15 protein-coding genes, 4 pseudogenes and 1 riboswitch are annotated in these 19,473 nt (G+C 71.2%); of the genes and pseudogenes, 13 read left to right on the top strand and 6 right to left on the bottom strand.

Annotation, left to right across the window (positions count from 1 at the left end):
• The first annotated feature begins 15 nt into the window (after window positions 1–15).
• Complete coding sequence (locus ACFP3U_RS27065) at window positions 16–408, top strand: MerR family transcriptional regulator (protein WP_380228308.1); 393 nt, start codon at window positions 16–18, stop codon at window positions 406–408.
• A gap of 31 nt (window positions 409–439) precedes the next feature.
• Here ACFP3U_RS27065 and ACFP3U_RS27060 read toward each other — a convergent pair whose 3' ends face one another.
• Both ACFP3U_RS27060 and ACFP3U_RS27055 read right to left on the bottom strand, forming a co-directional pair.
• The gene (locus ACFP3U_RS27060) at window positions 440–1,336 is read right to left on the bottom strand and encodes an NADP-dependent oxidoreductase (protein ID WP_380228307.1); all 897 of its coding nucleotides are present in this window, start codon (window positions 1,334–1,336) and stop codon (window positions 440–442) included.
• 20 nt (window positions 1,337–1,356) lie between these two features.
• Window positions 1,357–1,464 (bottom strand): annotated as a pseudogene (locus tag ACFP3U_RS27055) (NmrA family NAD(P)-binding protein); the annotation flags it as partial.
• A 207-nt stretch (window positions 1,465–1,671) separates the two neighbouring features.
• On the opposite strand from ACFP3U_RS27055, the gene ACFP3U_RS27050 reads away from it, so the two are divergent.
• Complete coding sequence (locus ACFP3U_RS27050) at window positions 1,672–2,460, top strand: AraC family transcriptional regulator (protein WP_380228306.1); 789 nt, start codon at window positions 1,672–1,674, stop codon at window positions 2,458–2,460.
• Window positions 2,461–2,644: 184 nt separating this feature from the next.
• Here the strand turns inward: ACFP3U_RS27050 and ACFP3U_RS27045 are convergent, their stop codons facing one another.
• Complete coding sequence (locus ACFP3U_RS27045; protein ID WP_380228304.1) at window positions 2,645–3,520, bottom strand: helix-turn-helix transcriptional regulator; 876 nt, start codon at window positions 3,518–3,520, stop codon at window positions 2,645–2,647.
• Window positions 3,521–3,708: 188 nt separating this feature from the next.
• Between ACFP3U_RS27045 and ACFP3U_RS27040 the strand changes: the two genes are divergently transcribed.
• Window positions 3,709–4,476, top strand: coding sequence for an SDR family oxidoreductase (locus ACFP3U_RS27040; protein WP_380228303.1), 768 nt, complete (start codon window positions 3,709–3,711; stop codon window positions 4,474–4,476).
• Between the two features lie 126 nt (window positions 4,477–4,602).
• Here ACFP3U_RS27040 and ACFP3U_RS27035 read toward each other — a convergent pair whose 3' ends face one another.
• Entirely contained in the window at window positions 4,603–5,643 is a 1,041-nt protein-coding gene (locus ACFP3U_RS27035; protein ID WP_380228301.1) for an epoxide hydrolase family protein, read from the bottom strand.
• Window positions 5,644–5,680: 37 nt separating this feature from the next.
• Here ACFP3U_RS27035 and ACFP3U_RS27030 point away from each other — a divergent pair, with 37 nt between their 5' ends.
• From ACFP3U_RS27030 to ACFP3U_RS27020, 3 genes and pseudogenes are all read left to right on the top strand, one after another.
• Window positions 5,681–6,241, top strand: a complete 561-nt coding sequence (locus tag ACFP3U_RS27030) for a TetR/AcrR family transcriptional regulator (protein ID WP_380228300.1) — start codon at window positions 5,681–5,683, stop codon at window positions 6,239–6,241.
• Between the two features lie 48 nt (window positions 6,242–6,289).
• Window positions 6,290–8,227 (top strand): ATP-binding protein, encoded by a 1,938-nt coding sequence (locus tag ACFP3U_RS27025; RefSeq protein WP_380228299.1) that lies wholly within the window; start codon window positions 6,290–6,292, stop codon window positions 8,225–8,227.
• Window positions 8,194–8,559: pseudogene (locus ACFP3U_RS27020) on the top strand (cupin domain-containing protein); the annotation flags it as partial. The gene ACFP3U_RS27025 and the pseudogene ACFP3U_RS27020, both read left to right, overlap by 34 nt.
• Window positions 8,560–8,831: 272 nt before the next feature.
• Here ACFP3U_RS27020 and ACFP3U_RS27015 read toward each other — a convergent pair.
• The gene (locus ACFP3U_RS27015; RefSeq protein ID WP_380228297.1) at window positions 8,832–10,199 is read right to left on the bottom strand and encodes a cytochrome P450; all 1,368 of its coding nucleotides are present in this window, start codon (window positions 10,197–10,199) and stop codon (window positions 8,832–8,834) included.
• 261 nt (window positions 10,200–10,460) lie between these two features.
• Between ACFP3U_RS27015 and ACFP3U_RS27010 the strand changes: the two are divergent.
• The 5 genes and pseudogenes from ACFP3U_RS27010 to ACFP3U_RS26990 all read left to right on the top strand — a co-directional run.
• Window positions 10,461–10,697, top strand: a pseudogene (locus ACFP3U_RS27010) (TetR family transcriptional regulator C-terminal domain-containing protein); the annotation flags it as partial.
• 44 nt (window positions 10,698–10,741) lie between these two features.
• A pseudogene (locus ACFP3U_RS27005) lies at window positions 10,742–10,913 on the top strand (IS630 family transposase); the annotation flags it as partial.
• A 31-nt stretch (window positions 10,914–10,944) separates the two neighbouring features.
• A complete protein-coding gene (locus ACFP3U_RS27000) occupies window positions 10,945–11,964 on the top strand; it encodes a S66 peptidase family protein (protein ID WP_380228296.1) in 1,020 nt (339 codons plus the stop codon).
• A gap of 177 nt (window positions 11,965–12,141) precedes the next feature.
• Window positions 12,142–12,227, top strand: a riboswitch (ZMP/ZTP riboswitch).
• 24 nt (window positions 12,228–12,251) lie between these two features.
• A complete protein-coding gene (locus ACFP3U_RS26995) occupies window positions 12,252–13,109 on the top strand; it encodes a bifunctional 5,10-methylenetetrahydrofolate dehydrogenase/5,10-methenyltetrahydrofolate cyclohydrolase (RefSeq protein WP_380228295.1) in 858 nt (285 codons plus the stop codon).
• Window positions 13,110–13,303: 194 nt separating this feature from the next.
• Window positions 13,304–14,986 carry a PHP domain-containing protein gene (locus ACFP3U_RS26990; protein ID WP_380228294.1) on the top strand — a complete coding sequence of 561 codons (1,683 nt, stop codon included), beginning with the start codon at window positions 13,304–13,306 and terminating at the stop codon, window positions 14,984–14,986.
• 55 nt (window positions 14,987–15,041) lie between these two features.
• Here the strand turns inward: ACFP3U_RS26990 and ACFP3U_RS26985 are convergent, their stop codons facing one another.
• Complete coding sequence (locus ACFP3U_RS26985) at window positions 15,042–15,947, bottom strand: NADP-dependent oxidoreductase (protein ID WP_380228293.1); 906 nt, start codon at window positions 15,945–15,947, stop codon at window positions 15,042–15,044.
• Window positions 15,948–16,052: 105 nt separating this feature from the next.
• Here ACFP3U_RS26985 and ACFP3U_RS26980 point away from each other — a divergent pair, with 105 nt between their 5' ends.
• Window positions 16,053–16,421: a MerR family transcriptional regulator gene (locus tag ACFP3U_RS26980; RefSeq protein WP_380228292.1), complete on the top strand. Its 369-nt coding sequence runs from the start codon at window positions 16,053–16,055 to the stop codon at window positions 16,419–16,421.
• Between the two features lie 286 nt (window positions 16,422–16,707).
• Window positions 16,708–19,107: a glycoside hydrolase family 95 protein gene (locus tag ACFP3U_RS26975; RefSeq protein ID WP_380228332.1), complete on the top strand. Its 2,400-nt coding sequence runs from the start codon at window positions 16,708–16,710 to the stop codon at window positions 19,105–19,107.
• Window positions 19,108–19,473 lie beyond the last annotated feature (366 nt).

The following is a 19,473-nucleotide window of genomic DNA, read 5'->3' as shown; positions in this document are numbered from 1 at the left end:
TCGGAGGTGGCTGCAATGCTGATCGGTGAACTGGCCGCGGAGGCCGGGACCACGACCCGTGCCCTGCGTTACTACGAGGAGCAGGGCCTGCTGGAGTCCGACCGCACGACGGCGGGCTATCGCCTGTATGAGCCCGGCGCGGTACGCCGGGTCCGCAACATCCGTGAGCTGCTGTCCTGCGGGTTCACCGTGGAGGATGTGAAGTCCCTCCTGGCCTACCTCGACGCCGATCTGCCCGAGGTGTTCTCCTACTCACCGCTGTGCGCCGACGGCTACGGCGTCGGCGCACAGCGGGTGGCCCAACTGGAGGAGCGAATCGCGATCCTCACCGAGCTGCGCGACAGCCTCGTCCACCGGATGCCGTGGCTGGCGGCACCCGGCAGCACCGCGGACGAGCAGGCCGCGTGATGGTGAAGTGCCGCGGTCTTGTTCACCGCCGTTACGGCCGCAGGACGAGCTTCCCGGCGGCGTGACCGCCCGCGCTCAGCTCCTGTGCCTTCGCGGCGTCCTCCAGCGGAAGGCTCTGCGCGATGCGCACCGTGAGCTTGCCCTCGGCTGCGAGGCGGGCGTACTCGCCGAGGCGGGAACCGAACGGCGCGTAGCCGGAGAAGGTGACACCCAGCTCGGCGGCCTTCGGATCGGCGATGGTGATGATCCGGTCGGTGCCGCTGAGCAGGTCGATCAACACCTCCAGGTCGCCCGCCCCCGCGGCGTCGTACACGGCGTCGATGCCCTGCGGTGCGGCCTCGCGGACCCGGTCGGCGAGGCCGGTGCCGTAGGCGACCGGGATCGCGCCCAGCGAGCGCAGGTAGTCGTGGTTGCCGGGGGAGGCGGTGCCGATGACCGTGGCGCCGCGGGCGACCGCGAGCTGAACACCGACGGCGCCGGCCACACCCGCGGCTCCGTGCAGCAGGAGCGTGTCGTCTTCCCCGACGCCGAGGGCGTCGAGCACGCGGACCGAGGTCTCGACGGCGACGGGCAGTGCCGCGGCGAGGTCCCAGTCGAGGTCCGCGGGCTTCGGGCCGAAGTCGACGGCCAGCGCGTGCTCGGCGTACGCGCCGGTGACGGTCCAGCCCAGGACCTCGTCACCCACCGCGACACCTGTCACGCCTTCGCCGACCTCGTCGACGACGCCGGCCGCCTCCACGCCGGGGATCACCGGGAACGGCGGCGCGATCTGCGGCCTCCACCCGTTGCGGATCTTGTAGTCGAGCGGGTTGACCGCTGCCGCCACGACCTTCAGCCGCACCTGTCCGGGTCCGGCGTGCGGCTCGTCGACCTCTGCGAGGCGGAGGACTTCCGGGCCGCCGAACTCGGTGTAGGTGATCGCCTTCATGTCCTGCTCCAGTGCTCTCGGATCCCTCGGACCGGGGCCTTGTGGTCCAGCAACGCGTCGACCACCGCCCCGCCCTGGTGCCCCGTCGCGCCGAAGACCGCGATCGTGCCGGTCGGCTGTGTGCTCATCGCTGCCACCCTTCACTCAGGGCGTGAGCGAGGTGAGCACGAGTCCGGTGTTGACCTCGGCGGTGGGGGGAGGACGACGCGGGCGCGGTGTCCTCGAACTTGATCTGTTGTGACATGTCTCCACGATGCGTCTGCGGCGCCAGGCGTACCACCGGTATCCCGCCAGGTTCTCCCGATAACCCGCCAGTGTCGGGTAGCCTCAATCGCGTGTCCGACCCCAGCGGCGAGCCGAGCTTCTGCACCGACGACGGGCCGTTGTCGGCGCCGCTGGCCCATGGCGCCGACGTGGCCGCGCACTTCCACGACCATGGCCAGCTCCGCTACGCCGCGCGTGGGGCCCTGGTCACGGCGACCCAGGTGGGCACCTGGGTGGCGCCGGCCAGTCGGATCATGTGGGTGCCGCCCTTCGCGGTGCACAGCAGCAAGGCGTACGGCGAGACGGACATCCGGGTGCTGCCGCTGCCCGTGACGCTGACCGGACAACTGCCGGCCGAGCCGTCGGTCTTCGTGGCGAGCGCGTTGCTGCGTGAGGCCTATCTGGCGCTGATGAGCGAGGGCGAGCCGCTGGAGAGCCCCCGTGCGCGGCTGCTGATCGACGTCGTACTCGCCGAGCTCGCCCGCGCCGCACAAGAGCCGCTGCGCCTCCCGGAGCCGAGCGACCGGCGTCTCAAGGCGGTCACCGACCTGCTTCACGCGGACCCGGCAAGCCCGGCGACCCTGGCCGAGCTGGGCCGCCGCACCGGCGCCGGCGAACGCACCCTGAGCCGACTGTTCGGCAGCGAGCTGTCGATGAGCTTCCACCAGTGGCGCACCCTGCTGCGCATCCAACGGGCGCTGATCGAGCTCAGCGACGGCGCCTCGGTCACCGACACGGCGATCCGATTGGGCTGGTCGAACCCCAGCAGCTTCATCGACGCCTTCACCGCGCTGGTTGGTCAGACACCCGGAGGCTATCGCTCGTCGGCTCGGTCCTCCCGGACGAGTCATTCCGAATGATCAGTGAGCTCGTTTCAACTTGAGACTGCAGGTCACGGGTCGTTCGGCGGTGCGGCCGGTGCGGCCGGTGCGGCCGGTGCGGCCGGTGCGGCCAGTACGGCCAGTACGGCCAGTGCGGCCAGTGCGGAGGGAGGCGGACGTTCTGCTCTGGACGCGGGATGGTGGGTGGCCGTCAGGGTATCCGTCAGGGTGTCTCGGGAATCGGGCGGTTGTCCGCCGGTCTGCCGCGCGCCGTGTCGGCGGGCTCGGTGTGTGCGAGTGCGGCGAGGAGGCGCAGCTTCTCGTCGCTGTCGCTGCCTCTGTCGGGGTAGTAGACGACGAGGATGACGTCGTCGATGGCGAGTTTGTCGCGGTGGAGACGGAGTTCGCCGACGACGGGGTGGTTCACCGCGGTCGTGCCTCCGTCCAGAGCGCGGACGTCGTGGCGAGCCCAGAGGGTGCGGAACCGCTGACTGGACAGGGCGAGTTCGCCGACGAGCTCGACGAACCGGGGATTGTCGGTGTCGTCCCCGATGGTGGTGCGCAGGGCGGCCACGAAGTCGGCGGTGGCGCTCGCCCAGTCCTGCTGGAAGGCCTGTTCCTCGGGGTCCAGAAGGAGGGAACGCAGCCGGTTCTCGCCGGGCCGCAGACGGGGGGAGAGGGCGATCGCCATGGGGTTGGAGGCCAGGACGTCGAACGCTCGCCCTTCGACGAACGCGGGAAGCTGAAGGTGTCCGAGCAACTCGTGTACCCGCGCCGGTACGTGCTCGGGCCGCCGACGGCGCGGCGTTCTCGGGCGTGCCGACGAGAGGCCCAGCAGATACGTCCGCTCGACCTCGTCGAGCTTCAGCACGCGCGCGAGGGCTTCGAGGACCTGCGGCGAGGGGTTCTTGTCACGGCCCCGTTCCAGGCGCAAGTAGTAGTCGGGACTGATGCCGGCGAGCAGGGCCACCTCCTCGCGGCGCAGGCCCGGCACCCGCCGGTTCCCACCGGGCGGGAGTCCCGCCCGCGCCGGAGAGACCAGCTCACGCCGGGCACGTAGGTAGCTGCCGAGCCGGTTGCCGGATTCCTCGTCCTTCATACCGACACCGTAGTGCGGTGCGCGGATCTCAGAGGGGGCCCTGGCAGGACCAGGGAAGACGGGGGCCGTCCCACACCCGTCGGATGCCGTCAAGACTGCGACAGCACTGTTCTGAAAGAGACAGAGCATCACTGTCCGCGCCGCCGGCCTGAACACCCGGCGGCGCCCCGGACCGAAGGGAAGATCCCATGGACCTCTCCAACCGCACTGTTCTCATCGTCGGCGGAACATCCGGAATCGGGCGGGAGTTGGCCCGGCGGTTCGCTGCCGCGGGCAGCACCGTGGCCGTTGGCGGCCGTAGCCCGGAGGCGCTCTCGGAACTCGCCGAGGAGGGATTCGGCAGGCTCGGCGTCGACGTCACCGACAGCGCCTCGGTCGAAGCCTTCCGTGGCGCCGCGCTTGCCCGATACCCGGAGCTGGACACCGTGGTGACGATGTCGGGGGTCATGCTCCTGGAGGACCTGCGCGACCCGGCGCACTTCCAGGCGGCAGCAACGACGATCGACACCAACCTGCTCGGCACCATCCGGGTCATCGACGCCTTCACTCCGCACCTGGTCCAAAGGGGTGCCGGCACCTTCATCACCGTCACCTCCGGCATCGCCTTCCTGCCGTTCCCGCCCATGCCCAGCTACGCCGCCTCGAAGGCCGCGGTGCACGCCTACTCCGAGGCACTGCGCGCGCAGCTCGACGGCACCGGCGTCGACGTCGTCGAGCTCGTCCCCCCGGCCGTCGCCACGGCAGGACAGGAGAAGGTGAATCCGCACGCGCTGCCGCTCGACGACTTTGCCACCGAGGTGATGGACCTGCTGGGGACCGAGCCCACTCCGCGCGAGATCCTCGTCAACGGCGTCCTGATGCACCGGTGGGCCGAGCGCGACGGCACCTACGACGAACTGGTGGCTCAGCGCTCGCGGGCCCTCACGATGCTCCCGAGCCGGCAGGGCCGGCGATGAACAGCCCTCCTCGTGCTGACGAACACCGAGGTCCGACGCGGACGGACGATCACCTGCTACCGGCCAAGGCCCCGACCAGCACGAGCACCGGAGTCGCTGCCCATGCCGGCCCCGTGACCTGCAGTTTCAGTCGCCCAGCTTGACCGCACGGTGGACGTCGGCGGCGTAGGCCTCGGGCTGTTCCCAGGCTGCGAAGTGGCCGCCGGCGCGGTGTTCCACATAGGCGCAGACGTTCAGGAACGCCTCGGCGTAGCTGCGCGGCTCCGGTTTGATGTCGCGCGGGAACACGGAGAGCACGGTCGGCGTGTCGATCCGGTCGGGGAGGACGGCCGGTTCGACGTAGGTGGTGAACGAGGTGCCGATCGTGCCGGTGGCCCAGTAGGCGGTGACCCAGGTGAGGAGTTCGTCCGGAGTGAAGGCCGATTCCTCGGACCAGGACTCCAGTTTCTCGACGATCCAGGCCGCGAGGCCGGCGGGTGAGTCGCCGAGGGCGACGGCGAGTGTGTTCGGCCGCGTGGACTGCTCCGCGATGTACCCGCCCTCGGTCCGGAACCACAGCGCCGACCGGCGGAGGTAGGCCGCCGCGTCGGGCGCGAGCTTCGCCGGGTCCGCCGTGAGCGCACGCTGTGGGGCGATGTTGGTGAGGTGCAGGGCAGCCACCCGGTCCGGGTGTTCGGCCGCGAGGATTTCCGCGACGGTGCCACCCACGTCGCCGCCGGACACCGTGTACCGCGAGTAGCCGAGTTCACCCAGAGCGTCCGCGACGATCCCGGCGATCCGGTTGACCGACATGCCGGCAGTGGTGAGCGGGGTCGCGAACGGGAAGCCCGGCAGTGCGGGAACCACCACGTGCATGTCGGCGAGCAGAGGCAGGACGCGCTCGAACCGCAACACCGAGTCCGGCCAGCCGTGCAGCAGCACGACGACCGGGGCGTCGGGATCCGCGGACCGCTGGTGGATCACCCGCAGCTCGGTGTCGCCCGCCCGCACCGTCGCCCAGGGGAACTCTCCGATGCGGCGCTCGTGCACGCCCCAGTCGTACCCGTTCGCCCAGCGTTCGAGCAGTTCGTCGAGGTGGGTGCCGCCGATGCCGCGCGTCCCGTCGTCACTCCACGGGGTCGTGACACGCCGCGTTCGCCGGAGTCGTTCCCGCGTCTCGTCGTTCATGTGTATCAGCGTACACATGATGTGTATGCTCGTACACATGAATTCGCGCAATGCTGCCGCCACCAGGCAGCGGATCCTCGAACACGCGCAACGCCAGTTCGCCCAGCACGGGTACGCGGCGATCACGGTCAAAGGCGTGGCCGACGCGGCCGGCGTGTCGCCCAACCTCATCACGCGCTACTTCGGCGGCAAGGACGGCCTCTTCCTGGCGGCAACCCGGGTGGAGATCCCGGTCTCCACCTCCTTCGACGGCGACCGTTCCGCGCTGGGTTCGCGCCTCGCGGCGAGCATCGTCCAGCGCTGGTTCGGCGCCCCCGGGGAGGATCCCCTGCTCGTGCTGCAACGCGCCTCCGGCGAACGCCCGCAGGCGGCGGAGGCGCTGGCCGCCTTCCTCGACACGCACTCACTGGAGCCGCTGCACCGCTACCTGCGCGACAGCGGCCTGGACGACGCGGACGCCCGCAGCCGAGCCGCGGCGATCGACGCCTTCGTGCTCGGCGTCTCGACCCGCCGCCGGGTCCTGCGTTCCGAACTCGGCGACCCCGCTGATCTCGAAGCCTGGCTGAGCGCCACCATCCAACGCCTCGCCGACGGGTGAGCCCGACGGCAAGAAGTACGGAGACTCCGCTTCCGGTCCGCACCCGCGGTGCGGTCATCGTGGACGTCGGCTGCATCGGCTTCTGCGACCACCGCGGGGCCGACCGCCACCGGGCTCTCGTGGTGCGGGGTGTGCCATCCTGGCCTCAGGTGGTGCGACTTCCCGCGCTTCGTCCGTCGTGCTCCGCACGGTGTTCTGCGTTCAGGACCGTCTGTGAAACCGACCCATCCGCCGTCTTCGCCGCCGCCTCCCGGCGGCGGTGGGCGGCGCGCGCCGGTGCGGGGCCGGGCGGAGGAGTGGGCCGTGCTCGGCGCGCGGTTCGACGCGCTGGTCACGGGCCGTGGTGGGGTCGTCTGCGTGGAGGGGCCGCCGGGCAGCGGCAAGACGCGGTTCCTGTCGGAGGCCTGTTCGGTGGCCGAGCGCAGGGCGTTCCGGGTGTTCCGGGGCGGCGCGGATCCCGACAGCCGGTTCGCGCCGCTGACCCCGCTGCTGGAGGGCGCGCAGAGCGACGGGGAGCCGCTCTTCGACGCCGGCCGGCTGCATGCCCTGGCCATCGCGCCCGAGCAGCGCTTCTGGCTGCTGCAGGAGCTTCAGGAGCGGCTGGAGCGGGCTGCTCTCGACCGCCCGCTGGCCGTGGTCCTGGACGATGTGCAGTGGTGTGACGATCTGACCCTCCTGGCGCTGCGCACGCTCTCGTCCCGGCTGTCCGCGCACGCCATCGTGTGGCTGGTGGCGGTCCGGGGCGGCAGCAGCGCCCCTGAGGTGCTCACCACGCTGGACCGGATGGAGCGGGACGGCGCGCTGCGGATCAGGCTCGGTCCGCTGTCCGACGCGGCCGTCGGCGAGATCGCGCAGGACGTGCTCGGGGCTCCCCCCGACGCCGCGACCCTGGACGTCGTGCGACGCGCGGAGGGGGTTCCCCTGCTCCTGATGGAACTGCTGCACGGCATGACGGCCGAGGGCAGGGTGGTCGTCGATGGCGGGGTGGCCCGCCTGGTCGGGCACCGCCTGCAGGCCCGGTTCCAGGCGTCGATCCGTCGGCGCCTCCACGGCCTCTCCGCGCCCACCGGGGAACTCGTCCGCACGGCCTCCGTCATCGGGCACAGCGTCACCGTCGAGCTGCTCGCCGAACTCCTCGACCGGCCCGTCGGCGCGCTGCTCGCGCCGGTGCGGGAGGCCCTCGACTCCGACCTCTTCGCCGAGCGGGAGGGGCGGCTCGTCTTTCGCCACGACCTCATCCGCGAAGCCGTGTCGGCCAGCCTCCCGGATGCGGTGCGACGCGCCCTGCGGCGCCATGCGGCCGAGGTCCTCCTGGCGCGCGGGGCATCGCTGAGCGAGGCGGCCTCCCTGGTGCTGGACAGCGCGGAGCCCGGTGACAAGGCCGCCGTCCAGCTCCTGCGGGCCGCCGCCGTCGAGCTGTCGGAGACCGCTCCGTCGGCCGCGGCGGACCTGAGCGGTCGCGCGCTGGACCTCACCGCCGGCGGGGCGCCGGAGCGGTTGACGATCGTCGCCGAGACCATGCTGCTGCTCTGGCGGTCCGGACGTGCCACGCAGGCGCGCGCGCTCGTCGGGACGGCCCTGCCCGGCACCATGGCGCCGCAGGCCGAGGCCCAGGTGCGCCTCGGCCTGGCACGGGTGTCGAGCCAGTACGACTTCACCGAGGCCGCGCGCCACGCCCGAGCCGGAGTGGCCCTGCCGGGGATCCCGGAGCCCGCTTCCTCCCCGCGCTCGTCGCGGAGGCCGCGTGCCACCGCACATGGATCGGCGACCGCCTCGCCCGCAACGCGGTGGACCTCCTGGCCCTACTCGTCATCGAGTGGGCGCTGGAGCAACGGGCGGAGGAGGCGAACGCGGGGCGCGGATGACGATCGCCTCCACCGCGTCTCGAACACCTCGCGATCACTCCTGCCGCAGAACACCGAAAGCACCCGCGCCGAACGAAAGGGAAACCGATGCCCGCCACCTCGCCCTACTGGATCTCCCTGAACGGGACCGAGCCGACCTTCCAGAACGACCTGGGCAGTGTGCAGGCCGTGGACACGCGGCACCTGCCCCTCCTCAAAGGGCTCTCCATCAAGAGGATCGTTCTCGCGCCCGGCGCGGTCCGCGAGCCGCAGTGGAACGTCAACGCCAACCAGCTCGCCTACGTGGTGAGCGGCGAGGTGCTGGTGACGATGCTCGGCAGCGGCGGCGAACGGGCCTCGTTCGTGGTGAACGAGGGGCAGATGTACCACGTCGAGTCCGGGGCGGTGTACCACATCGAGAACCTGGGCCCGGTGGACGCCGAGCTCGTGGTCGCGCTGCGCAGCGAACGCCCCGAGCACTTCTCGCTGCGCGACAGCCTCTCCGCGATGACCAACCCGGTGCTGGGCAACTGCTACGACCTGCCGGGATCGGCGTTCGCCTCGTTCGACCGGGCCCCGGCGGAGGAGATCTTCGCCCGGCGCGGCAGCGCGACGGTCGACGCCACCCAACGGATGCCCAACGCCCACCTGTTCGACGTCGAGGGCCAGAACCCACCGCTGTCGTACGCGTACGGTCAGGCGCGGCTGGCGCGCAAGATCCGTGCCCGTACGGTGGTCGCGCCGATTCAGGGCGCGGTCGGGAGTTCCCGGGCCCGGAACCGCATGTGCAGTCCCGCCGGTCTCAGCGCGGTTGCCGCGAAGGGGCGGACCCGCTGTCCGGCAAGCGGTTCCAGGCGCCACCGCGCGGCGATCGTGGCCAGCGCGACGACGGCTTCGGCCATGCTGAACTGGTCGCCGATGCACTTGCGGGCGCCGCCGCCGAACGGGAAGAACGCCGGATGGGACGGATGAGGGCGGTCCTCCCATCGGTCCGGGTCGAAGCGTTCGGGCTCGGCGTACTGGTCGGGCTGGTGGTGGATCAGGTAGGGGCTGTAGATGACGGTTGTGCCGGCGGAGACGGGGTGTCCGCCGACGTGGGTGTCCCTGGTGGCGATTCTGGTGAAGAGCCAGCCGGGCGGGTACATCCGCAGGGTCTCGGTGATGACACGGCTGGTGTACGGCAGCATGGACAGGTGACCGTGGGTGGCGGCGGCGCCGGCCAGGACACGGTCGACCTCCGCGTGGAGGCGTTGTTCGACGGAGGGGTTGAGCGCCAGCAGGTGGAGCGCCCATGCCAGGGTCGCCGCTGTCGCCTCGATACCGGCGACGATGAAGATGGCGAGCTGGTCGTTGATCTCGGCGTCGGTGAGCTGCTGGCTCCGGTCGCCGTCGGGAGGGACGGCGTTGAGAAGCACGGACAGCAGGTCGTCGTGGCCATCGCCGTCGCCGCCGGACCGGCGTTTGGAGATGATGCGTGCCGTGGTCCGGTAGAGCCGTCCCCGTGCCTGGCGGAACCTGCGACCACCAGGCGTCGGAAGGGCGTTGAGCAACCGCGGCCTGACCATGCGGGCGAACATGCCGACCAGGATCATCTGGACGTCGTCGGCCATTTCCGTCAGGGCGGCGGAGTCCAGATCTTCGGAGAACTCGCGGAACATCGCCCGGATCAGGCTACGCGTGGTGATGTTGCGCATCTGGAGGTAGACGTCGGTGGTCAGGCCGTCCTGCCAGGAGCCGGTGACCGAGACCGCCTCGGCGGTCGTCACGCTGGTGTAGGAGGCGAGCCGGGAGCGGTGGAAGGCCGGCTGAACCAGCCGCCTCTGCCGTCGGTGTGCCGTGTGGGGGCAACTGGCCAGTCCGTTCCCCACCGCTTCTCGAAGTCGGTCGTAGAACGGGCCGCCCTTGTCGAACGTGCTGTCGTCGAGAAGGATTTGGCGGGTCAGCTCAGGGGTGCACACCGTGAGTGCCGGCATGGGGCCCAAGCGGATGTGGACGAGATCTCCATGGGCGGGCAGCGAGGAGACGAACCCCAGAGGGTCACGCAGCAGCGGCAGCAGGTGGCCGATCAGGGGGAGCGCTCCCGGCGCTCTGCCCACCGAAACGGGATTCTCCACGGCTTCTCCGGTATCGGTCGTGGTGGCTTGAGCAGTTGAGGAGGCGGGCCACCGAGAAGGTCATGGGTGGCGCACCTCGACGCCGCCGTCGGCGGTACCGGCGGACAGTTCAAGGTCTACTACGTTCCAGGTGCGAACCATCGCCGCGGTGGGCCTCGAGAGTGAAAGCCGCTCACGATTCACTCCCGCGAGCGAAGCGGAGACTTGGCGCATTTGCCCACCTCCGCCTGGCATGCCTTGACGGTTCGGGACTCCGGGCGGCGGGTCACCCAGGAGGCCCTGATCGCCTGGCGCGACGACGGCCGTGCGCGCCTCCGCCACCGGTTCCGGCAAGCCGTCGACGAGGGTGATCTGCCCCCCGGCGCGGACCCGGAATTCCTCGCCCGATACCTCATGACCGTGGCGAACGGCATCGCCGTCCAGGCGGTCGGCGGCGCCACCCGCTCCGAACTCCAGCAGGTGGCCGACGCGGCGGTGCGGAACTGGCCACCCGTCTGACCGCGGGTTCCCGCGGGCTTGTGGCGTTACGCATCTTCTTCCGTAACTCCAACCACCCGAACCACGCGGTCCAGACCCGCGAACTGCACCGCTACCTGCGCCGGCGCGACGTCGACGCTCGCCGTCCGACGTCCTGGCAGCCCAGCGCCGGGAACGCGCCCGCATCCGCAGCGGGAAGGCCTGCGCCGGGGTGGACGACCGGCGAAAATCGCGTGATCCCGCCGGTGACACCGGCGACACTGACGCCATGACTGGTTCCGCATCGCCTCGACTGCTTCGACCGCGTGCCCTGAGGTCCGGAGACCTCGTGGTCATCGCCGCGTTGTCCGGCCCGCTGCCGGCCGCCTGCGAGCCCAATGTCCAGCGGGCGGTGGAGCTGTTCGAGCGGATGGGTTTCCGCGTGCGGCGGGCTCCGCTGCTCGAAGCAGGGCGGCGCCATTGGTGGAGCGCGGCCACGCCGGCCGAGATCGCCGGAGAGCTCAACGGTCTTCTGCGTGATCCCGAGGTGCGCGCGATCGTCGCGAGTGACGGCGGCCAGACGGCGCTCGGCTACCTCGACCTGATCGACGTCGAGGCGATCAGGGCCGACCCCAAGCCGATCCTCGGCTACAGCGACATCTCGCTGCTGCATCTGGTGCTCCATGGGCGCACGGGCCTGGTCGGGTTCCACGCCGACATGGCCGTCCCCGGCTTCGGCGGGCAGTGGCCGTCCGCGCCCGCGGCGCGCCAGGCGGAACTCGAACAGCTCTACCGCAGGCTGCTGACCGGCACCGAGGCGATCGGGGCGCTGCCGGCGAGCCCGTCCTGGGAGTGCTGGCGTCCGGGTCGCGCCGAAGGGCGGTTGATCGGCGGGGTGATCAACCGCATCGTGCTGGCGCAGGCGACGCCCTTCGCGCTGCCGCTCGAACGGTTCGACGGTGCCGTGTTGTTCTGGGAGGAGAGCGGCGGCCTGGCAGCGCACGTGTGGAGCTTTCTGCAGGTGCTGCGACACAGCGGCATCCTCGACCGGATCTCCGGCATGGTCGTGGGCGTTCCGCGCGAGATCATCGGACTTGAGCCCGGCGCGTCCCCGTCCCTGCGCGAGATCGTCCTCGACGTCCTCGGCGACCGTGACATCCCGGTCCTGGGCAACGTCGACTTCGGGCATGCCGGCCCGAACCTGCCGATGCCGGTCGGCATCCGCGTCGGCCTCGACGCCCAGCAGCGGACGCTGTCGCTGCTCGAACCGGCGGTAGCGCCGCACGCGACGACAGGACCGGTCAGCTGAGCACCGCGGATCGGCTGATCGCGGTCCCGGCGCACGGCGGGCCGGGAGGCGAGTGGTCCTTTTCCCCTTCCTGGTTCGACCAGGTCAGGAAGTCCGCCCGGAAGGCCGCTGTGGCGTCAACGACTTGTCCAAAAGACCTGTGGACGGGACCGACGGCCGGTGGTCGCCGGTATGGTGGGTTCGGGCCGTGACTGGCGCTGAGGTGGAGTACCACCGGGGAGCGGCCTGACGCCTCGTCGATGCCGTGCGCCTGGGCACCTCACCGTGGAGCTCAGGAGTGGTACGTGATGGAGACGCAGCAGGCGCGGCTGATGGACGGTACGGATCTCGCCCGCCGAATCACCGAGACCAGCGCCGCAGCCGCCGAGGACATCCGTCGGCGCGCGGAGGTGTCCCCCTGTTTGGCGACCGTGCTCGTGGGAGAGGACCCGGCCTCGGTCACGTATGTCCGGATGAAGCAGGCCCGTTGCGCGAAGGCCGGCATCCGCTCGCGACACGTGCCGCTGCCCGCCTCGGTGAGCACCAGCGGCCTGGTGGAGACCGTCACCGCACTGTCCGAGGATCCGGACGTGCACGGCATCCTGCTCCAGCACCCGGTGGGGGCGCACATCGACGAGCGCGCCGCGTTCGAGGCGATCGCTCCCGAGAAGGACGTCGACGGGGTCACCATGCACTCCTTCGCGGCGATGGGGTTCGGCCTGCCCGGCTTCGTCTCCTGCACACCCGGCGGGATCATGCGCCTGCTGGACGAGTACGACGTCGACCTCACGGGCAAGCACGCCGTCGTGGTGGGACGCAGCCCCATCCTCGGCAAGCCCGTCGGCATGCTCCTGCTCGGGCGGGACGCCACGGTCACCTACTGCCATTCCCGCACCGTCGGTCTGCCTGCGATCGTGCGCGAGGCCGACGTCCTGGTCGCCGCGGTCGGCCGGCCGCGCTTCATCAACGGGGCGGACATCAAGCCCGGCGCCGTGGTGATCGACGCGGGCTACAACCCGGGCAACGTCGGGGATGTCGACTTCGAGACCGCCCGGCACCGGGCGAGCCTGATCACCCCTGTCCCCGGCGGTGTCGGTCCCATGACCATCGCCGTCCTCCTTGAGCAGACGGTCGACGCGGCAGCGCGCCGGCTCATCCGGCCCTGACCCGGGAGCTGCTGGTCGGCCTGGGAACGCGCGGGCGGCCTGGGGCTGCCCGCGCTCGCCGCCCGCGCGACCAGCCCGCGGACCACTGGGCGGCCATCGATTCCACCCCGGATCTTCAGATCGGCTTCCTCCGGGAGTCCTCTTTCCAGGGAATCGTGCAGCGCGTACCACCGGCCCCCGTTCCGAGGATCACCATGACCGATCAGCAGCTGCCCGACTGGGCCGATCCCTCCGTCTCCCCTGCCGATCTCGACGCCCAGGGCATGTCGCGGCGCGGGCTCCTGCGCCGCGCGGGCCTGTTCGGCGCCGCGTTCGCCCTCGGCGGGGCGGCCACGTCGGCCGCCGCCACGCCGGCCGCCGCCGCCGGACGGGGCCCGGGCGGAAACGACCCGCACCTCGCCTACCTGGTCGGCGACCACCACGTCCACTCCGTCTACAGCCACGACGCGAAGTACACGTTCTCCCAGCAGGTCCGGGCCGCCGCCCAGTACGGCCTGGACTGGCTGGTGTTCAACGAGCACTCCAACTTCGGTCACGCCCACTACGGTGCCGCGCTGGAGCACCAGGAGATCCTCCGGGCCCGCGCCGAGAACCCGCGCCAGCTGATCTTCCAGGGGCTGGAGTGGTACATCCCGGCCGCCGAGCACGCCACCGTGTTCGCGGCCCCCGGCCCGCACGAGGTCGACCTGCTCACCCAGTTCGAGCTGGCCTACGACGGCAAGCTGCTGGGCTACACCGAGGGTGCGGCCGGCGCGGCCGACACCGCCCGCAACGAGGCCCACGCCGTCAAGGCCGTCCAGTGGCTGGCCGAGCAGCGCCGCACCGGCTACGTCGACGACGTCCTCGTCCTCGCCAACCACCCGCTGCGCCTCGGCATCGACTCCCCGCACGAAGTGCGCAACTGGCGGGACGCCGCCAACGGGATCGTGATCGGCATGGAGGGCGCGCCGGGCGCCCAGGGCGCGGCCATCCCGGGCTGGCGCGGCGCGAACTCGATCCGCGGCGAGTACGAGAACAAGCCGTCCGCGCAGTCGTGGTCCGGCTACCCGGCGGACGCCTACCAGACCTACGGCGGCTTCGACTGGGCGACCGCGACCGTGGGCGGCCTGTGGGACTCGATGCTGGCCGAGGGCCGGCTGTTCTCGATCACCAGCAACTCCGACAACCACCGGACCGTCTTCGACACCTGGAAGAACGGCGACTGGCAGCCCGGCCAGAACTTCGACAACACCGGCAAGGTGCCCGACCCGGTGAACACCGGCACCCCGCAGCCCGGAAGCGACTTCTGGCCCGGCCAGTTCAGCCGCACCCACGTCGGGGTGACCCGCTACGGCTACCGCGCCGTGATGGCGGGCCTGCGCGCCGGCCGGGTCTGGGTGGACCACGGACACCTGCTCGACGGGCTCGACGTTCGCGTCCAGCGGGAAGGCGACCACGGCCGCGGGGTCACCCTCGGCGGACGGCTGTGCGTCCGCAGGGGAGAGCGGCTCACCCTGTCGGTGACGGTCACGACCGCCTCCCGCCCCAACCCCCAGGGCATCCTGCCCCGGTTGGCGCACGTGGACGTCATCCGGGGCGCCGTGCGCGGCCCGGCCGCCGACCGCGACACCTGGCGGGCGCCGGACACCCGGGTCGTCCACACCGCCGACGTCACCGGCCGCACCGGCACCTACACCCTGCGGATCCCGCTCACCGCCGGCGACGAGTCCTTCTACCTCCGGCTGCGCGGCAGCGACGGCAACCGGCAGGGCACCGGCTACCTCGGCGCCGCCGTCGACCCGCACGGGCCGATCGCCCACGAGCCCGGGAACGGTGACCCGTGGGCCGACACGTGGTTCTACGCCAACCCCGTGTTCGTCGATGTGGCAGGAGCCTGATGTAGCGCTCGGCCGGCGCTCGGCGGCGGCCGATCCTGCTTCCGGCGAGATGACCCTAGATGAGGGTCACGATCTTTCCTCGGACGTGTCCACGCTCGGAGTGGGCATGGGCCTGGGCGATCTCCTCCAGGGGATAGGTCTGCTCGATCCACGGCGTGTAACGGCCCTGCGCGCCGAAGCCGGCGGCTTCGGTGAGGAGCGCGGGGTCGTTCGTCGCGTTGGCCAGGTGGACGCCCAGGCGACCGGCGTTCCGGTAGTCGGCGACCGTCACGACGCGGGCCGGGCTTCCGGCGATCTCGACGAGGTCCGCGAGGGAGCCGGAGGCGGCGGCATCGAGCACGAGATCGATCCCCTTGGGGGCCAGGTCGGCGAGGCGTTCGGCAAGGCCCGTCCCGTAGGTGGTGGGAAGGGCTCCGAGGGAGGAGAGGAACGCGTGGTTGCGCTCGCTCGCCGTCCCGATCACGGTGGCACCCAGGGCGACCGCGATCTCGACCGCCGCGCCGCCGACACCGCCGGCGGCGCCCTCGATGAGCAGAGTGCGCCCCGCCAGCGGGCCGAGCGCCTTGAGCCCCCGCAATGCCGTCACGGCCGCCAGCCCGGCCCCGGCCGCCTCCGCGTCGTTCCACGCGTCGGGCGCGGGGGCCCAGGCGGAGAGCACGGCCAGCTCCGCCGTCGCTCCCGTGATGCCGCCCAGTCCGAAGACCCGGTCGCCGACGCTCACCCCGTCCACGCCCTCCCCGATCCTGTCGACCAGGCCGACGGCGTCGCGGCCGGGGATGGCCGGCAGGTCCACGGTGACGACATCGCGGGCCGCTCCGCTGCGCACCTTCCAGTCGACGGGGTTGACACTGGCCGCCGCGACGCGAATGCGGACCTCCCCGACGCCGGGCTGCGGGTCCGGCGCCTCCTCGACCGTGAGGGTCTCCGTGCCGCCGTACTCGTGGTAGCGGGCTGCGCGCATGGTGTTCTGCCTTCCATTCCAATGGCTTGGTACGCCTTGACGTCAGCTACGCTAAAACCTGACGTCGGCGTCAGGTGCAAGTCGGGCAAGTGAATCGGAGGCCCCGTGCGTATCGGTGAGGTGGCCCGGCAGGCCGGGGTGAGCGTCCGGGCCCTGCGGTACTACGAAGAGCAGGATCTGCTGCGGGCCGAACGCAGCACCGGAGGGCAGCGGCATTATCCGGACTCGGCGGTGGCCCGGGTGAAGCTGATCCAGCAGCTGTTCGCCGCGGGGCTGCCGAGCAGGTCGGTGCGCGAGGTGCTGCCCTGCGTGGACTCCGGTACGGCGGCGCCGGGGCTCCTGGACCACCTGGAGGTCGAACGCGCCCGGATCAGCGACCGGATCACCGACCTCGTCGCCGCACGCGACCGACTCGACACGGTGATCGCCAACACCCGCAACCCTCCGCCCGAGTGCATCCACCACCCGAAGTGAGGCACCCCTGGCCGCGCCACCGCAGCAATACATCCGATCACTGTGGAAGAGATGGGACGGCTTCAATTTTCCGCGCATGTCCGACCCCTCGGTGAACACACAGGTGGGAAACGGGCAATCCATGACCCTTCCTCCCGGGGGATGGACACCTGGGCCGGTCGACTCTGTAAATTCATCCCATGTCCGGCGTCTGCCGTAGCAGAATGGACATCTCTTTTGACGTACGACGACGCCTGAGCCGCACCACACCCGAACGACCAGCCCGACCCGCGATCGAAAGGCAGGCATTCCCTTGGAACGAAGGGCAGGCACCTCCGCCGCACTCACCGTCGGCCTCCCGCCCGCCGTGGCGGCCGAGGCGCCGCAGAGCGCCTCGGTAGCGGAGGATGCCGCCACTCCGGAGGCCTCCCGCCTCGTCCTCTGGTACGACAAGCCCGCCGGCCAGTGGCTGGAGGCGTTGCCGCTCGGCAACGGCCGTCTCGGTGCCATGGTGTTCGGCGGTGTGGACGCCGAGCAGCTCCAGCTGAACGAGGACACCCTGTGGGCGGGAGGCCCCTACGAACCCGCCAACTCCCAGGGCTTGGCCAACCTCCCCGAGATCCGGCGCCGGGTCTTCGCAGGCGAGTGGGAGTCCGCTCAGGACCTGATCAACACCACGTTCCGGGGCAGCCCGGTCGGGGAGTTGATGTACCAGACAGTCGGCAACCTGCGCCTGACGTTCCCGGGCGCAGGTGAAGTCAGCTCCTACCGTCGTGAGTTGGACCTGGACACCGCCGTAGCCACCACGACGTACGTCCGCGATGGAGTGGCGTACCGTCGCGAGGCGTTCGTCAGCCATCCCGATCAGGTGACGGTGGTCCGGCTGACCGCGGACACCCCCGGTGCCCTGTCGTTCACCGCGGCCTTCGACAGTCCGCAGCAGGCTCAGACGTTCTCCCCGGGCCCGATCACCGCCGCTCTGGAGGGGACCGGGCAGACGCATGAGGGGGTCGCCGGCCAGGTCCGCTTCCGCGCCCTGGTCCGTGCCCTTGCCGAAGGGGGCACCGTGCGCAGCGAGAACGGCACGCTCGCCGTGGACGGGGCCGACGCGGTGACCCTGCTGGTGTCCGTCGGCACCGGCTTCAACGACTACCGGGACGTCTCGGGCGACCACAGCGCCCGCGCCGAGCGCCCGCTGAACGCCGCAGCCGACACTCCGTACGAGCGGTTGCGCTCCCGGCACGTGCGCGACCACCGCGCGCTCTTCCGCCGGGTCACGCTCGACCTCGGCACCACGGCGGCGGCGCCGACCGATCGTCGGGTGGCCGCGTTCTCCCGGGCCGAAGACCCGCAACTGGTGGCCCTGCACTACCAGTTTGGCCGCTACCTGCTCATCTCCTCGTCCCGGCCCGGTACCCAGCCCGCCAACCTGCAGGGCATCTGGAACGACCAGCTGTCCCCGCCCTGGGGCTCCAAGTTCACGATCAACATCAACACGGAGATGAACTACTGGCCCGCGCCCACCACCAACCTCCTGGAGTGCTGGGAGCCGATCTTCGCCCTGCTCGACGACCTCGCCCAGGCCGGACGGACGACCGCCAGGGTCCAGTACGGAGCCGACGGCTGGGTCGCCCATCACAACACCGACGTCTGGCGCGCCACCGCGCCCGTGGACGGGGCCTTCTGGGGGATGTGGCCCACCGGCGGCGCCTGGCTGGCCACCTCCGTGTGGGAGCACTACCGCTTCACCGGCGACGGCGCGGCCCTGCGCCGCCGGCTACCCGTCGTGGAGGGAGCGGTCCGCTTCTTCCTCGACGCGCTGGTCCCGGACCCCACCACCGGGTACCTGGTGACCTGTCCGTCCGTCTCGCCCGAGAACGCCCACCACCCCGACGTGTCCGCGTGTGCGGGCCCGACGATGGACAACCAGATCCTGCGCGACCTCTTCGACGGCTACCTCGCCGCCTGCGACGCGCTCGGCACCACCAGCCCGTACGCCGACCGGGCGCGCCAGGCCCGCGCCCAACTGCCCCCCATGAGAATCGGCGCCCTGGGGCAGCTGCAGGAGTGGCAGCAGGACTGGGACGCGGACGCGCCCGAGCAGGACCACCGCCACATCTCCCACCTGTACGGCCTGCACCCCAGCAACCAGATCACCAAGCGCGACACCCCGGAGCTCTTCCAGGCCGCCCTGCGGACTCTGAAGATGCGTGGGGACGACGGCACCGGCTGGTCCCTCGCCTGGAAGATCAATTTCTGGGCACGCGCGGAGGACGGCGCCCGCTCCTACAAGCTCCTCACCGACCTGCTCACCCCCGACCGCACGGCCCCGAACCTGTTCGACCTGCACCCGCCGTTCCAGATCGACGGCAACTTCGGCGCCACCGCGGGCGTGACCGAATGGCTGCTCCAGTCCCACACCGGTGAAGTCCAGCTGCTGCCCGCCCTGCCGCCGCAGCTCCCCGAGGGCCGGGTCACCGGCCTCCTCGCCCGCGGCGGCCTCACCGTCAGCCTCTCCTGGCTCGACGGAGCGCTGACCCACGCCCACCTGGCAGCGCGCCACAGCGGCACCGTCCGACTGCGCACCGCCGCACCGGTCACCGTGCACTCCACGGGCGGCGCCGACACGGAGGTGACGCGCCCCGAAAGCACCGTTGCCGTGTTCGAGACCGAGGCGGGCGGGGAGTATGTGATCACGCCTCTCTGACACCTCGCGGCACCGTCTGCGTCCGTCTGACGCGAGTTCACCGCTGGCCCCGACCGGAAATCCCGGTCGGGGCCCACTGCTTGAGGCCGCCGCGCCACTGCGGGCGGGTTCACCGTTCAGGTCGGGCAAGGAACGGATCCGGCGTCATTCTCCAGCCTCGTCAGCGTCACAACTCACCCGACTCGTGCGGCCCTTCTCACGTCACGTCATGTCATGTCATGGCGCGAGCGGAGCTACGACGGGGTATCAGGCCGGAACGGCCCGGATCATGACCAACGACCCTCGTAGAAAGGCTGTTGCCGCAGGGCGCCGAACCGGGCGTCCCATGCTCCGCTGTCCAGGTCGCCCCGCGTTCGCTCACGATCC

The organism is Kitasatospora misakiensis, assembly GCF_042656005.1.
Lineage (GTDB): Bacteria > Actinomycetota > Actinomycetes > Streptomycetales > Streptomycetaceae > Kitasatospora > Kitasatospora misakiensis.
This window is presented reverse-complemented; position numbering and strand designations above follow the sequence as displayed.

Coding starts and splice junctions, on each gene's coding strand:
- ACFP3U_RS27030 (WP_380228300.1), top strand. CDS start 5,681: ATGAATTCGCGCAATGCTGCCGCCACCAGGCAGCGGATCCTCGAACAC.
- ACFP3U_RS27000 (WP_380228296.1), top strand. CDS start 10,945: ATGACTGGTTCCGCATCGCCTCGACTGCTTCGACCGCGTGCCCTGAGG.
- ACFP3U_RS27040 (WP_380228303.1), top strand. CDS start 3,709: ATGGACCTCTCCAACCGCACTGTTCTCATCGTCGGCGGAACATCCGGA.
- ACFP3U_RS26995 (WP_380228295.1), top strand. CDS start 12,252: ATGGAGACGCAGCAGGCGCGGCTGATGGACGGTACGGATCTCGCCCGC.
- ACFP3U_RS26985 (WP_380228293.1), bottom strand. CDS start 15,947: ATGCGCGCAGCCCGCTACCACGAGTACGGCGGCACGGAGACCCTCACG.
- ACFP3U_RS26990 (WP_380228294.1), top strand. CDS start 13,304: ATGACCGATCAGCAGCTGCCCGACTGGGCCGATCCCTCCGTCTCCCCT.
- ACFP3U_RS27045 (WP_380228304.1), bottom strand. CDS start 3,520: ATGAAGGACGAGGAATCCGGCAACCGGCTCGGCAGCTACCTACGTGCC.
- ACFP3U_RS27035 (WP_380228301.1), bottom strand. CDS start 5,643: ATGAACGACGAGACGCGGGAACGACTCCGGCGAACGCGGCGTGTCACG.
- ACFP3U_RS27065 (WP_380228308.1), top strand. CDS start 16: ATGCTGATCGGTGAACTGGCCGCGGAGGCCGGGACCACGACCCGTGCC.
- ACFP3U_RS27060 (WP_380228307.1), bottom strand. CDS start 1,336: ATGAAGGCGATCACCTACACCGAGTTCGGCGGCCCGGAAGTCCTCCGC.